Annotated in this window: 14 protein-coding genes; 5 read left to right on the forward strand and 9 right to left on the reverse strand. The window is 44.3% G+C overall.

Going from position 1 to position 12,863, the window contains the following annotated elements; translation table 11 throughout:
* Positions 1–14 precede the first annotated feature (14 nt).
* Genes GRF55_RS00535 through GRF55_RS00550 form a run of 4 tightly spaced genes read right to left on the reverse strand, consistent with a single transcriptional unit; the run spans position 15 to position 4,947 of the window.
* Positions 15–1,229 carry a restriction endonuclease subunit S gene (locus tag GRF55_RS00535; RefSeq protein WP_220368647.1) on the reverse strand — a complete coding sequence of 405 codons (1,215 nt, stop codon included), beginning with the start codon at positions 1,227–1,229 and terminating at the stop codon, positions 15–17.
* The gene (locus GRF55_RS00540) at positions 1,226–2,323 is read right to left on the reverse strand and encodes a YhcG family protein (RefSeq protein WP_220368648.1); all 1,098 of its coding nucleotides are present in this window, start codon (positions 2,321–2,323) and stop codon (positions 1,226–1,228) included. Before GRF55_RS00540 ends, GRF55_RS00535 begins: the two co-directional genes overlap by 4 nt.
* A complete protein-coding gene (locus tag GRF55_RS00545) occupies positions 2,320–4,182 on the reverse strand; it encodes a class I SAM-dependent DNA methyltransferase (RefSeq protein ID WP_220368649.1) in 1,863 nt (620 codons plus the stop codon). Before GRF55_RS00545 ends, GRF55_RS00540 begins: the two co-directional genes overlap by 4 nt.
* Before the next feature lie 3 nt (positions 4,183–4,185).
* Positions 4,186–4,947, reverse strand: a complete 762-nt coding sequence (locus tag GRF55_RS00550; RefSeq protein ID WP_220368650.1) for a DUF2971 domain-containing protein — start codon at positions 4,945–4,947, stop codon at positions 4,186–4,188.
* Positions 4,948–5,539: 592 nt separating this feature from the next.
* Here GRF55_RS00550 and GRF55_RS00555 point away from each other — a divergent pair.
* The 5 genes from GRF55_RS00555 to GRF55_RS00575 all read left to right on the forward strand — a co-directional run bounded on the left by GRF55_RS00555 (position 5,540) and on the right by GRF55_RS00575 (position 9,384).
* Positions 5,540–5,920 carry an AlpA family transcriptional regulator gene (locus GRF55_RS00555; protein ID WP_220368651.1) on the forward strand — a complete coding sequence of 127 codons (381 nt, stop codon included), beginning with the start codon at positions 5,540–5,542 and terminating at the stop codon, positions 5,918–5,920.
* Complete coding sequence (locus GRF55_RS00560; protein ID WP_220368652.1) at positions 5,904–6,719, forward strand: DUF6291 domain-containing protein; 816 nt, start codon at positions 5,904–5,906, stop codon at positions 6,717–6,719. The genes GRF55_RS00555 and GRF55_RS00560 overlap by 17 nt, the downstream gene beginning before the upstream one ends.
* The gene (locus tag GRF55_RS00565) at positions 6,709–7,221 is read left to right on the forward strand and encodes a DUF6633 family protein (protein WP_220368653.1); all 513 of its coding nucleotides are present in this window, start codon (positions 6,709–6,711) and stop codon (positions 7,219–7,221) included. The genes GRF55_RS00560 and GRF55_RS00565 overlap by 11 nt, the downstream gene beginning before the upstream one ends.
* 737 nt (positions 7,222–7,958) lie before the next feature.
* Entirely contained in the window at positions 7,959–8,291 is a 333-nt protein-coding gene (locus GRF55_RS00570) for a hypothetical protein (protein ID WP_220368654.1), read from the forward strand.
* A complete protein-coding gene (locus tag GRF55_RS00575) occupies positions 8,275–9,384 on the forward strand; it encodes a HigA family addiction module antitoxin (RefSeq protein WP_220368655.1) in 1,110 nt (369 codons plus the stop codon). Before GRF55_RS00570 ends, GRF55_RS00575 begins: the two co-directional genes overlap by 17 nt.
* A gap of 111 nt (positions 9,385–9,495) precedes the next feature.
* On the opposite strand, the gene GRF55_RS00580 is transcribed toward GRF55_RS00575, so the two are convergent.
* From GRF55_RS00580 to GRF55_RS00600, 5 genes are read right to left on the reverse strand one after another with little or no spacing between them, the layout of a single operon-like run.
* Positions 9,496–10,437 carry a HipA domain-containing protein gene (locus tag GRF55_RS00580; protein ID WP_220369568.1) on the reverse strand — a complete coding sequence of 314 codons (942 nt, stop codon included), beginning with the start codon at positions 10,435–10,437 and terminating at the stop codon, positions 9,496–9,498.
* On the reverse strand, positions 10,437–10,769 hold the full coding sequence (locus tag GRF55_RS00585; RefSeq protein WP_220368656.1) for a HipA N-terminal domain-containing protein: 333 nt from the start codon (positions 10,767–10,769) through the stop codon (positions 10,437–10,439). Before GRF55_RS00585 ends, GRF55_RS00580 begins: the two co-directional genes overlap by 1 nt.
* Entirely contained in the window at positions 10,766–10,969 is a 204-nt protein-coding gene (locus GRF55_RS00590) for a helix-turn-helix transcriptional regulator (protein ID WP_220368657.1), read from the reverse strand. The genes GRF55_RS00585 and GRF55_RS00590 overlap by 4 nt, the downstream gene beginning before the upstream one ends.
* Before the next feature lie 47 nt (positions 10,970–11,016).
* A complete protein-coding gene (locus GRF55_RS00595) occupies positions 11,017–11,232 on the reverse strand; it encodes a hypothetical protein (protein ID WP_220368658.1) in 216 nt (71 codons plus the stop codon).
* Positions 11,229–12,695 carry a phage integrase SAM-like domain-containing protein gene (locus tag GRF55_RS00600; protein ID WP_220368659.1) on the reverse strand — a complete coding sequence of 489 codons (1,467 nt, stop codon included), beginning with the start codon at positions 12,693–12,695 and terminating at the stop codon, positions 11,229–11,231. The genes GRF55_RS00595 and GRF55_RS00600 overlap by 4 nt, the downstream gene beginning before the upstream one ends.
* Positions 12,696–12,863: the final 168 nt, after the last annotated feature.

The raw sequence follows: 12,863 nt of genomic DNA on the forward strand, positions 1-12,863 counted from the left end.
GTTTATCATTCCTTTTAAACTTGTATTACTCCACCCATCAGCTTGGGAAGCAAGCGGTCGCGGGCTTCAGTGAGAAGGCGGATTTGAGAAGAAAGATGAAGAATTTGGTTCCTCATACATTCTGCTAAATCACTATATGATGTCATAATCTCATCATCAGGTACGTTAACAAAGACTTGATCAAGTTTATTTCGCTGAATGTGCTTCATTGTTGAACCTGTTGTGAGATTTTGAAACTCTTCTATTGTGTTCGATACTGACTGCAACAAGAACTCTCTTCCAATTCCCTTTGCTGGAGTTACCTTGAATAAATGTTGATTAAGCCAACCATCTTCTCCAGCCCAAACAATCACCATAAGAGTAGCAGACCATGAGAAGAGCAGGTCTCCTGCTTTCACTAAATATTTTGCAGGGACTCTTTCTCCATCATTTCTTGGAGTATCATTACTTACACCATTACCCATTTCCTTTATTTTGATTATGGGCTTTCCTGATTCTTGCCAATCAGATGGCTTGAAAGCAAAACCATTTAGGTATTTACCTAAATGAGAAATTGGCTTCTTCTCCCACCCCTCAGGCACACCATCGATAATCTTGGTGTTTTCGTGGCCGGGGAAGTGGAGGTCAACGAACCATTCCTTATAGAGTCGCTGCGCTGCTTCCTCCAATAACTTTATCTGATTCTGATAGTTCTCTATCAAAGAGTCATAACGAGAGAGGATAGTAGCAATGCGGTTTTGAACCTCTAAAGGAGGACATGGAATCAATAGATTCTTAATGTCTGAAGGGCTTATATTAGCTTGGTTTGCAGCACCACCTGCTTTTTGTGCCAATTCTACTTTTACTTCATATTGACTAAGATAATAATATATAAAATCAAGACATGACAAACTGTCATCTTTGTTTACAATCTTGCCGACGCGCTGATTTAGAACAGTTACATCATCATATCTTACTCTCCCAACTCGTCCAACAACCGATGCAATTTGATTAATATGTGAGCCTGTCATTGCTATCAAGACATCGCCTTTTTTTAAAATATATCTTGGATTCTGAAAAGCGATTGAATTAGGAACATATGAAAGATCTTCCAACGATATATACGGTGGACAAACATTCTTTATCTTTATCACAGGAATTCCCGAATCAGAGAAATCCTTAGATTTATATGCAAAACCCGAAAGGACTTCTATATAGTCTCCCAACTTCACTTTCTTCCACTCACTCATACCTCATCCTCCTTCTGTTTTTTGTCTCTGAGTTCGTTTTCAATATCCTCAATAGATGGCAAGGCGCTCTTGAAGTCCTCGGTCAGTTTGTCGAAGATTTCAACGGAAGACACCCCGATGGGAGATTCTACCCCTTGTAGAGTATATTCTGCCACAACATCGTTTTTGTCTTTACAGATGAGTAGACCGATAGTTGGATTGTCGTGCTCGGTGCACATCAGTTTGTTGACTGCTGTGACGTAGAAATTCAGTTGTCCAATGTGCTCAGGCTTGAAGGCTGTTGCTTTTAGTTCTATCACGACATAGCAGTGTAGGCGCACATGATAGAATAGTTGGTCAATGTAGAAATCTTCATCTCCAACACGGAGGTGTACTTGGTGACCATAGTAGGTGAAGCCCTTGCCCAGTTCCAATAAATACTTGGAGATGTGAGAATCGAGATGCTCCTCCAATTCTCGTTCCTGCATATCCTGACGAACGCCCATGATGTCTATAACGTAGGGATCTTTCGTTATTTGCTGTGCAAGGTCGCTCTGCGGTGTAGGTAGTGTTCGTTTGAAATTGCTAATAGCCTTTCCCTGTCGTTCGTAGAGGTTGCTGTCTATCTGCCAGTCAAGTACTGTGCGGCTCCAATTGTTTTCAATGGTCTGTTGGATGTAGAACAAAGCCATGTTCATATCCTTGCATCGCTGCATAATAAGGATGTGATGCCCCCAAGGAATAGAGAAGAAAGATTGCGGCACAGGTTGTGCCGTTTTTGATGAATCTTCCATTTGCGGCACAAGTTGTGCCGCAAATGGAAATACGTCTTTATATGTGATATACCATTTGCGAATTCTCTCTATGTTACGCAAAGAGAACCCCTTCATTTCTGGAAACTCTGCCGACAGATCCTGACTGAGTTGCTTCAAGAAACCGTCACCCCATTTGGCATTCTTCTGTTTCTCTACGATGTCACTCCCCAACTGCCAGTAGAGCTGCAACAGTTCGGTATTGACTTTGACGGCTGCTTTTATCTGACTCTGGCGTATGCGTATCTTTAGTTCGCAAATCCACGCAGCATAGTCTTTGTTAATATGTATTAGATTACTCATTTCAGTTCCTCCCATGCTTTTTGTATCTCGGCCATCAAGATGTTAGCCTCGCTGTTCAGCTGTGCCAGCTCGGCATGAATCTCGTTCATGCGCTCATGGAAGTCCACGCCGTCGTCTTCCTGCTCGGCTACGCCGACATAGGCACCAGGAGTGAGCGAGTAGTTCTTTTCCTCTATCTCTTGAATGGTGGCTATCTTGCAGAGGCCAAGAACATCCTTGTATTCACCATCGCCAAATTTTTCTGTGAGCCATTCAAACTGGCGAGCCGTTTCAAGAAGATCTTCCCAATGCTCTATAGTCTCTTTCCGTTCAGCCTCAACCTGTTTCTTCTCTTTTCGGGTGGCAGAAGCAATGGCCTCTTTTGCCTGTTTCTTTTCATATTCCAAACAGGCGGCAAACCTTGTAGAGTACTCCTTTTCGCCATTCTTAATAACTTCTTCAAGTCTTTCTTGCGTCAATGGAGCTGATACATTATCAAGTATCTCGACATAATCTCTGATTAACGATAGGTATTTCTCTTTCTCACCACGATAGAGATGTACGATGGCTTGCAGGTTGCGCAACTGCCATTCTGTCCATTCATTCAAGGTGCGGTCAACAACCGTATAGTAGTTGCGGGCATCGATGAACAGTACCTTGTCGCGAATATCGGCATGCTTGTTGCGGTCGAAGAACCACAGCGAGCAGGGCAGGGAGAGCGTATAGAAGAAGTTGTTGCCTACGCTGACCATTACATCCACATCACCCGTGCGCACCAGCTTCTCACGAATATCACGGTCTTTATTGGCGCTGTCAGTCGCTGAACTGGCCATCACGAAGCCTGCACGTCCGTGATCGTTCAGGTAGGCGTAGAAATAACTAATCCAAAGATAGTTGGCGTTGCCTATCTCCTTAGTCTTCTGATTCACTCCCGGAAGACCGAAGGGCAGTCGGCCAGCGGCTGAAGCCGATTCTGCTTTCACTTTATCGACATTGAAGGGCGGATTAGCCATCACATAGTCGCACTTTCCGGCGAGGTTATGGGCATCGTGGTAGAAAGAGTTGGCCTCGTCGCCAGAGATGATTCGCCCGTTCAAACCATGAACAGCCATATTCATCAGACAGAGCTGCGCATTGTACTCCACCTTCTCCTGTCCATAGAAAGTCATTTGGGTGTTGGCATTCAATCCTGCCTGATTTACGAAGTCACCTGTCTGAACAAACATTCCACCGCTGCCACAAGCCGGGTCAAGCATGACGCCTTGCGTGGGCTCCAGTACATTGACCAGCATTTTTACCAATGATTTCGGCGTGAAGAATACGCCATCGTCGGAAGCTACTGCCTTGGCAAACTTTGAGAGGAAGTATTCGTAGATGCGTCCGATGATGTCGCCACCGACCTCGTCGATGGTCTTGTTGTTGAAGATACGGAGCAGTTCGCGCAGAAGTTCATCGGCAAACATCGTATAGGTCTTGGGCAATACGCCCGTCAATTGTTCGCTCTGATCTTCCACCAACTGCATAGCATTGTTCACAGCCTCGCCCAATGAGTTGATTTCCTGTCCGTCTTTAGTCTTCAAGCCAGCAGCCACGATGTTATCAGGCAGATTCACAAGATAGTCGAACTGTGCCTCACGGGGAAGATATAATGCACTTTTGGCAGCGAAATCGCTGGGCTCCACGGGCATCACACGTCCGCCACGACTGGGGCGATTCTCCAGAATTTCGGCTTCCACCATTTTATAGCGGCTGTAGGCATAGCGCAGGAACAGCAATGCCAACACAGGCATGCAATACTGGCTGCTGGTCAGTTTACTGCCTTGTCTCAGAAGGTCTGCCGATTCCCATAACTCGGCTTCAAGTTTTCGTATATTGATCATTCGTTATACTTTTACAGGTTCCCCCTTCAACCTTAAGGCTTCAGGATCTAATGTCATTTGATAAATATCTATGTTAGGATTCAATTTCTTTGCAATGTCGATTATCTTCGTCTTATTACTAGGCAACATGTTTACGCCTAAGAATACCGATTCGAAACAATCGCTGGATAAAGGCACATAATGTCTTATTTCTTTCCAGTCAACGACCTCATCTTTTTTGAATTCATCAGGTATATCTCGTCCTGCATGAATCCAGACAGGGTCTTTTGTTATTATGCGAACTTCTTGCTCATGTTCCCAGGCTTGTGCCTTTGTAAGTAGCAAATCGTCCCATGATGGATGGTCTTTGAAATAATCCGGCTTTTGCAAAATATCCTTATACTTAACTTCTCCAGCAAAAGGGTACATCATCCCCAAAAACATATGTTGGCAACATTTCAAAACAGCATCTTTGTTAAGGCCGATACATATACCTTTGTGATTGTTATAATATGCCCACATTAACAAAGAGTCAAACACTTTCGATAGACAACACATCCATATACTGTTTCTCAAGTTCTTCATATCGTTCTCTCCTTTTGAGGAAAGGAAATCAGCAGGAGGCCAATTGTGTGGGCGTTCGGGAACATGCGAATAGTCAAAGAGGGCAGGGTGGCAGTCAAAAGGATCGTTAAACTTAGTGGCATTGGTGAACTGTAGATTGTGATGCTCCAGCATCGCCAACCCACCGTTGAAGTCGAGATATTTGAATAACGTTATAGCCATATTCCCGTTATATCTATTACTTGACCTGTTTCGCCATCTACATCATCTTTTGCACGTTGTCAACATGATGTCTTTTCTTGGCTACAAAATTACACAATTTCTCACGAATAACCTTCGGTTATGCAAACTATTTGCCGTATTATGGCTCTTTTTTATGATTTTTTGTGGGAATTGCCCTTTTAGATGGTAACGAATTGTGCTAAAATCAAATTGTTGGTACTACATCATGCCTTCGTTAGAACCAACTTTGAAAAGAGGCGGCGAAAGAGGTTGGTTTTAGAGCCGTTTTTCGGCTGATGCCCTGTGTTGGATTAACTTTGCAGGGCGTTTCGGGATGAGAGGCAAAAAACGGCCTCTACACAATTTAATAGTATGTTTTTCGCCGAATTATCATACTATCCTCTTAAACTAATTGAAAAAACGGCAGTTGGAAAGCTGATTTTTTGCTGCAACCCTATAAGAGCGTATAACTTTGCAGTACCAAACGAGGCGGAACCTTCCACCACCTTGTGAGAATTAACAAAACTCGCTAAGCTCTCCTTTGGGGTAGTCGGCGCAATAAGAAAACAAGAATTATAACATAAATAGAAGTATGGTGAACGAGAATTCCATTTTAGGCAACCAACTGGTTGTGATGAGCAGGGCCGACCTTGATGCCCTGGTCGAGAAGATGGCAAGCAACATGATTGCCATGAGAGTCGAGGACAAGAGTACTCACAAAAGTGACGTGTGCCCTGTAGTGCATGACGATGAGCGTTTCATCACCCGTGAAGAAACGGCCAAACTACTCCATGTGGATTACTCCACGTTGTGGCGATGGAACAAGTTGGGACTTCTTCGTCCCAACAAGGTCGGGCCAAGGCGCGTCATGTACAAGTACAGCGATGTGCTGAAGAAACTCAATGGTGAAGGACAACAGAACAAAGAACAAAAAGTGGAACAGAAAGGAGAAGACGATGCAGAAAGATGCTAACACCATTTTGCTTTTCACGGAGCATCGAGCAGCCATCGATTATTTGTCGGACGAAGATGCCGGCAAACTCATCAAGGCTCTCTTTGCATACGTAGATGAAGGCAAGTTGCCCGATTTCAATGGGCCGATGATGTCTCTCTTCACGGTAATCCGTACCCAGATAGACCGCAGCCACGAAGCGTACAAGGCAAAATGCGAGAAGAACCGCTCAAACTCGATGAAACGAAAGGTCATGCAGGGTAACTCTGCGGTAACATCGATGGACAACGACCGCAATCCGTCATTATCGTCCGATAACGACCGATGTCCACCGACAACGACCGTTGTCCATCCTAATCCTACTCCCAACCCAAATCCTAAGTCTAATCCAGACATTGATGATGGTGCTGACACACACATCATCAATGACGTGGAGGTGGTTGTGGATGAGGAATTCCCATTTGATACAATTTGGGAAATGTACGGAAAACCTATCGGCGATATTGAGCAGTTGCGGCAACGATGGCGGCAACTATCTCTCGACGAAAAGAAAAAGATCTTTGAATACGTGCCCAAGTACGTCATGGCTCGGCCAGAGAGTAAGTACCGCAAGGACTTCGCCAACTTCCTTACATACCGCACTTGGGACACGGAACCGTTAACGTCAAACACTTTATACAATGGAAGCAACAATCAGTACAGTACTCCATCAAATGGAACAAGACGGGAAGTTGCCATGCAAAACACAAAGCAACTCGTTACCCAACTCCTTGCCAGCATCAATGAACCTGCCGTCAGCTTTGGCGAAGGTGAAGGATAGGTTCCCGACCATTGAAAGTTTTATGGTTGCCCTTAACCCCGACAGGCAGTTGCAGATTAGCGAGCATCCCGAAGAGTGCTACTTCGGGCAGTCTCCAACTTTGACCTCCCTGAATGTCGTCTATGGGCATGGGGCTGCCGAGGCTTGGCTGTTGCCTGAAGTACAGGATGCGTGTCTGTTTATGGGCGTTAAGGAAATGCCTGACAACTATCAGGCAGCAAAACTGGTCAAGATAATAGCACAGCAATATGGTTACTTGAAGGTCGATGAGGTGCAACTGTTCTTCTTCTATTTCTGCTCAGCCCGCTACCGTCACTTCTATAACACCTATGACCCTTCTATCATTATTCTCAGCCTTCGAGATTTCCTGCGTGACAGGAATCGGGCTTACGAAGAAAGGGAACAAAGGGAAAGAGAAAGGGAACGTGAGGAGTGGAAGAAGAATGCAATGACGCACGAACAGTATCTGGCATGGTTGGAAACGCATCACAAGCAGGAATGAAAGGCGACGGGCTTGCCCGTGCCACATTTTTCAGGTATCGGGAAGCTCACTACCCGTTCCGATTTTCATCGGACGGTGAATTGACCAGATAATTCTGCAAGCAGAGGTCACGGAATCTGGCATGAGGGCATGCTCACACATGGCAGGACATTAAATCAGATGCCGATACTAAAGGATAATATCAAGCCTGTCTAATCGGCTTGCCGATGCCACATTTTTTAAGTAGTGGGAAGCCTAATTCCCCAGACGGCCAAAGTCGTTGGGAGGCACGCCACTTCAAGAGCAAGCTTTAGTATTGTTATGACATCATCTAAAAACGAATGATAACATCTCGAAAATGTGGCAAGTGATGTGTAAAACCGGAGAGTAGAAAGCTTGCTTTTCAGTACTCGGCTTAGGCCTCATTTTGAAGCTTGTTTGAAACGAGTTTTGAAAAAACTCTTAGCCTAATTAGAGTTAACTTTCCTTAACTCAAAATTTGTCCTTTCAAAATTGTGCTTTTGGGAGCAGGCTCGGACAAGGAATGGAGTGTAAAAACGGAGTATAGCAGTCCTATCAATCGTTTGTTTCTGACAAGGTAGTGGCTAATACAAAGCGGGTAATGACATCACACGTACTCATTTGCCCAAGTCAATCGTTAAAAAACACAGTGCAAACAATTTTTTCTCTTGAAAAATTACCATATTTGGGAATTTTATCTTACCTTTGCAGCGTCAAAGTACAAATCTTTTCACAGAATGAAAGTAATCTTTAGAGACATTGCGTTATCTGAATTGTACGAGACAGGCAAAACCAAGGACAGGAAATACAAGCAAATATGTAAGAACAAAAAACTGGTCAATGGCTATATTAAAGCCGTAGGTATTATGTACAACGTAGAATCCACGGAAGAATTGAAGCCCTTCAGTTTTCTTCATTACGAGAAGCTGAAATACCAACGAGGCGAGCCTAAAAGTTCAGTAAGACTTGTAAATGGAATGGTTGAACGCCTGTTATTTGTAGAAACAGATGACGGCATTGAAGTAGAATTAATAGAAATTGATAGTACGCATTATGGCAACAAGAAGTAACAGATTAGTTCCTGCCAGGGCAATACACCCAGGAGAAATCTTGCGTGATGAGTTGCAGGAACGTGGTATCAAGCAAAAGGATTTTGCCCAAATGATTGGCGTGCAGTCAACTCATCTGAATGAATTTATTAAGGGGAAGCGCAATCTGAATGAAGATTTGGCTATGAAGCTGGAAAAACATTTGGGCATCCCGTTTAAAACATGGATGAATCTGCACAATGGCTATGTGTACGACTGCAAGGCATTGGAAGAAAGACAGACCGAAGAGCAAAAAGCTATTGCTTTTGAAAAAGCGTGTTCGGAATTTTTTAATCTGAATTTGTTATACAAAAGGCTTAGAATGTCTATCCTCCCCTGCCTTGAACGAGTAGCTAAAATAAAGGAAATGTTTTCTTTCGACCTATTGTCTTCTACAGAGCTTAGATTACAAGTCGCAGGTTTATACAAACATAGCGAGAAGGTGCAGATAGATGAGAAAAACATGCAAACATGGCTACTATTGAATTGGTTGGCAACTACAGAAACGAAAGTTCAAGCAAACTACAAGAAAGGAAATGGTTTAAAAGCCGCTGAGTCTATTGCAAGAATGGCAAATGCTCGTACTCTTTCTGTTCAGTCAATGAAGGATTGTCTAAACCAATTCGGTATTTTATATGTAGAAGTTGAGAAACTGGATAAGGTGCCTGTTGATGCTTATAGCACTATTGTGGATGGTCATCCAGCTGTGACTGTGACATATCGTTATAATGATATGGACAAGCTGGCTTTTGATGTATTACATGAATTATGCCACATCGAAAACCATCTTTCAGAAGAACAAAAAGCCTTTATATCTATGGAGGGTACCTTGTACTCCACCGACCCAAGAGAGAAAGAAGCGAATGATTTTGCCCGACAACAGCTTATACCAGATGACATATGGACTGGTATTTTACGAGTTGGCAGCAGTAGCCTCTCTCCACACAAGATTGTGAAGACCATTGCCCAAGAAGCATCTAATCGTGGTGTCAGCCCGTCTATAGCTATTTCAAGATATAAACATGACACCAACTGGTACAACACATCGGCGTATAGATCTCCTAAGATACACTGATGAGATAATTGTTTAGAAAAAGCGAGGTTGCCCTCGCTTTTTTGTTCAGCGCCATAAGCACTCTCTGCAAGAATAACCCTCAGATTGAGAATCCTGGAAATTATGGAAATCTCACCTTTGCAATCGGGCCAATCTGGACGTAACAAGCTCCAAATACGCAGACTTCATATCTTCACAGAGGAAGGAAGCCTGGATTAAAGCCTGCCACTTTGGTAGAGCCTTGTGAAGACCTGCTATAAGACGTAGCACTACATTCTCCTCCAACCCCATCGTTTTGGCAGCTTTTAGGAAATCGTCCAGACGTAGTTTTGTCTTTCTTCCGGAAAGAGGCAGCGCCAGTTCCTCCTTGTCCTTAGGGTTGGCAATAGCAACGTTGAGGAGGTCGTATGCTGGTGTCAACTGGTATTTCTCAGAAGGGCGATAGAGTGAGAAGTTCTTCAGATGCATGTCGTTGTTGCCTGTCACAAAACAGAAAAGCAAGAGCTGCATATAGTTCGTCAGGTCGAGCTTAGGTGTGCTGCTATACTGCGCTATGGTCTTCGCTATCTGCTCATGCGAGCCTTTGTACTTATACTCTGTGGGATGCAGTGTCAGTTGACACATATCCTCCATGTCTATCTTCTCACCGTTCTTGGTGCGGTCAATGCGTTTGGTAATGTAACCGAGTTCCCCATCAGCCAAACGAATAAGGCTATGAGGGACGACATTTATCTTCGCTGCTTCAGCAAGGTGCATCGTCAGGTCTTCGTTTTCTGGCAACTGCGGATAACTATCTGTCTGGGGCTTGAAGATGTAGTCGCCCCAAAGTCCCACGATGGTTAGCCGGCTACAGCCCTCATGCTTGCTGAGGTTCAGGGATAGCTTAGGCTGGACACCTGTTAAAGATGTCTGGGCACGAATAACTTGCTCAGCCAAACTATCAAGGTCTTCATGCCGGTATTCCATTGACGGGACATCTTTTGTCCCGAAGAACTTTCGGGAACAACCTGGATGGAAATCTTTTTGTCCTTCCTCCAGAGGTTGATAACAATACAGACACTTACACTTACACATCATTCGCCTCCTTCCTTGTTTATGGGTACAACACTGACAGAGCCGATGCACTCCTTGCAACACAGCAGCAGCAGAGACATACGATCGAGGACGCTGATGTCGGTGTTGCGGAGTGCCACATCAAGCAACCATCCTTCGGGTATCAGGCCGTCGAAGAACGGAAACAGCACAGGGCTTACGAATGCCTCCGTCTGCAAAGGAAGCGTCAGACTTACAGGCTGCGCATCCTCACGAGCGAGATACGCTTCATCATAGCAGAAGCGGTATTCGCCACCTTCTTCCGTCAGGATGCCTGCAAGAATGTCTTTGCGATATATTTCTGCTTGTCTCATTGCTTGGGTGTTGCCGTTAGTTCGTAGTTAAACAAATCAAGTAGTTGGTTCACCTTATCCATTCTCAGCGTCGGTTTTCCCTGTTCCAGATTTCTGACGAAACAAAGCCCCACGCCCGACTTCAGTGCGAGGTCTTCCTGAGTAAGACCATATTCCTTGCGTAGGGTCTTTACTACTGCTGATAATTTTGTTCTTGCCATGTCGAATTATATTGTTTCGAATGCAAAATTACAACTTTATTTTGATATTACATCATTTCTAATATAAAATCTCTATAATTTAACAAAAATATATGCGTTTTACTGCTGTTTGTTTGAGAAAGCACCATCGCTCTTGCTGGTTTTTGCCTCTTTTTGGAGGCGGTAAAAGAGAAGATGGTGTATTTTGTGGCTCCAATTATTATACTGAACACTAAAATGGTGTAAGCCGGGGTGGTGAATTGCCACCCCAGCTTCATTCTCATTTTTCTATTAGTTCCATTAGCAGGTTTGCCATTTCCTCCTTGCTCATATTCTTGATGTCATCTTTTGTAATAGCAGGAGTGGGATTCAGGTTCAACAGCTTGGAGTTGTATTCAATCTGCTTTTCCAAAGGATATTTGGCAATGTAAAGGTCAGTGACAGACTGGCCCTGAGAGTGGGCCATACCTTCATCAATGTATGACCGCTCCACACCAGCATGGGTAAGGTTGGTGGCAAAGGAGTGACGTGCCCAAGTTCCAGAGGGACGAACTTCCCAATGAAGCACATCTTTACAGATTTTGATGAGACGGTCTTGAACATTGGAGTTTTCACCTGACACACGCTTGCGAATGTCTCGTTCATGGGTGGCCCCTTCCAAAATATGGGGAAAGACGAGGGCATTTAATTTGGGAGGTGCCGCAATATCATCGAGAATGTGCTGCAAGGGTTCCGTGATGGGAATAATGACCTCGCCACCGTTTTTACTGCGTCCACGAGTTTTCTTACGGTAGAACTTGAAAGCCCTGCGTTCGGTGTCGAAGTAGTATTGAGAGTAGGTCAGCTGGGCCACATCTACCAGATTGAAGCCGTTGCCCAGATATTGAACAAGGAAAAGTCCCAAAGCGTAATGAGCACGCTCTGCATACCCTTTTTTCCAAGTATCGGGGTAGTTCTTATTAACAAACACTTGATAAAGTTCTGTCATTCGGGCAATATCAAGATATTCGTCCTTGCGCGATGCTGGAGCTGGTATTGACACCTTCCCTTTCTTCGCATTGGAGAATGGATATTCCGTCTGCAGCAGGTAGCCACGGCGGCGACACTCATTCCATACTGCACGACATTGGCGCATGTTGATTCCGCGAGTAGTGCTTTTGACGGGCTTCAACTTCTTACCATCAGGGCCAATAGCACCATTTATCATTCCATCCTCCCATTTCTTTATGTGCTCTATACTGACCTCAAATCCCTTGATATCTTCCTTCCAAAGAAATCTCTTAAAGGAATTCAAGGCTGTTTCGTATGGCTCGGCAGTAGTATATCTGGCACCATTGTTTTCTGTACGTAGATTGTGGATTATTTCTTCCCAGATACCGATGAACGACTCCTTCGTTTCCCTTGTGACCTTGCCCTCGACCACCATACGCACGGCATCAAGTGTCAGCTCATGACCAGGATTGAGGTTAATTAGCATTGTCTTATACTTGTCCACAATGTCCAATAACCGCTTCTTCTCCTCGTACTTGGGCGACTTGCTCTTCTGTACGTTGCAGATTTCCGAGAACTCCTGTTTGCTATAACTACCACCTATCGGATAGTAGTACGAACGGCGGTCGATGGTGAATCGAGCCTTCACAGGGTATTCTGTTACATCTTTGCGATTGCTACGGATGTCAAGAACGATTGCCATTGTACACTGACGTTCTTTGAAACCCGTCAGCGAGGTCGTGAGTTTCTTTGCCATAGTTCTTCTTGTTTTTGTTTTCGCGAAAACATTCAGCCTTGCAGAACCATAGTCTGCCGCCGTGAAATCGCCAAAATCTTGTTCATTTTCTTGCAATTTTCTGAAACCTCCAGACTCGAATCTGATGTCCTCTCGCAAAATTTTCGCGAAAACGATGCGAAAACAATC

Origin of the sequence: Prevotella sp. Rep29, from assembly GCF_019551475.1 — a bacterium.
Taxonomy (GTDB): Bacteria; Bacteroidota; Bacteroidia; order Bacteroidales; family Bacteroidaceae; genus Prevotella.

Excerpts from the sequence above, each read along its gene's own strand:
- GRF55_RS00595 (WP_220368658.1), bottom strand. The coding sequence starts at position 11,232 with ATGAGAATGAAGCTGGGGTGGCAATTCACCACCCCGGCTTACACCATT.
- GRF55_RS00590 (WP_220368657.1), bottom strand. The coding sequence starts at position 10,969 with ATGGCAAGAACAAAATTATCAGCAGTAGTAAAGACCCTACGCAAGGAA.
- GRF55_RS00600 (WP_220368659.1), bottom strand. The coding sequence starts at position 12,695 with ATGGCAAAGAAACTCACGACCTCGCTGACGGGTTTCAAAGAACGTCAG.
- GRF55_RS00540 (WP_220368648.1), bottom strand. The coding sequence starts at position 2,323 with ATGAGTAATCTAATACATATTAACAAAGACTATGCTGCGTGGATTTGC.
- GRF55_RS00570 (WP_220368654.1), top strand. The coding sequence starts at position 7,959 with ATGAAAGTAATCTTTAGAGACATTGCGTTATCTGAATTGTACGAGACA.
- GRF55_RS00545 (WP_220368649.1), bottom strand. The coding sequence starts at position 4,182 with ATGATCAATATACGAAAACTTGAAGCCGAGTTATGGGAATCGGCAGAC.
- GRF55_RS00585 (WP_220368656.1), bottom strand. The coding sequence starts at position 10,769 with ATGAGACAAGCAGAAATATATCGCAAAGACATTCTTGCAGGCATCCTG.
- GRF55_RS00550 (WP_220368650.1), bottom strand. The coding sequence starts at position 4,947 with ATGGCTATAACGTTATTCAAATATCTCGACTTCAACGGTGGGTTGGCG.
- GRF55_RS00580 (WP_220369568.1), bottom strand. The coding sequence starts at position 10,437 with ATGTGTAAGTGTAAGTGTCTGTATTGTTATCAACCTCTGGAGGAAGGA.
- GRF55_RS00560 (WP_220368652.1), top strand. The coding sequence starts at position 5,904 with ATGCAGAAAGATGCTAACACCATTTTGCTTTTCACGGAGCATCGAGCA.
- GRF55_RS00535 (WP_220368647.1), bottom strand. The coding sequence starts at position 1,229 with ATGAGTGAGTGGAAGAAAGTGAAGTTGGGAGACTATATAGAAGTCCTT.
- GRF55_RS00575 (WP_220368655.1), top strand. The coding sequence starts at position 8,275 with ATGGCAACAAGAAGTAACAGATTAGTTCCTGCCAGGGCAATACACCCA.
- GRF55_RS00555 (WP_220368651.1), top strand. The coding sequence starts at position 5,540 with ATGGTGAACGAGAATTCCATTTTAGGCAACCAACTGGTTGTGATGAGC.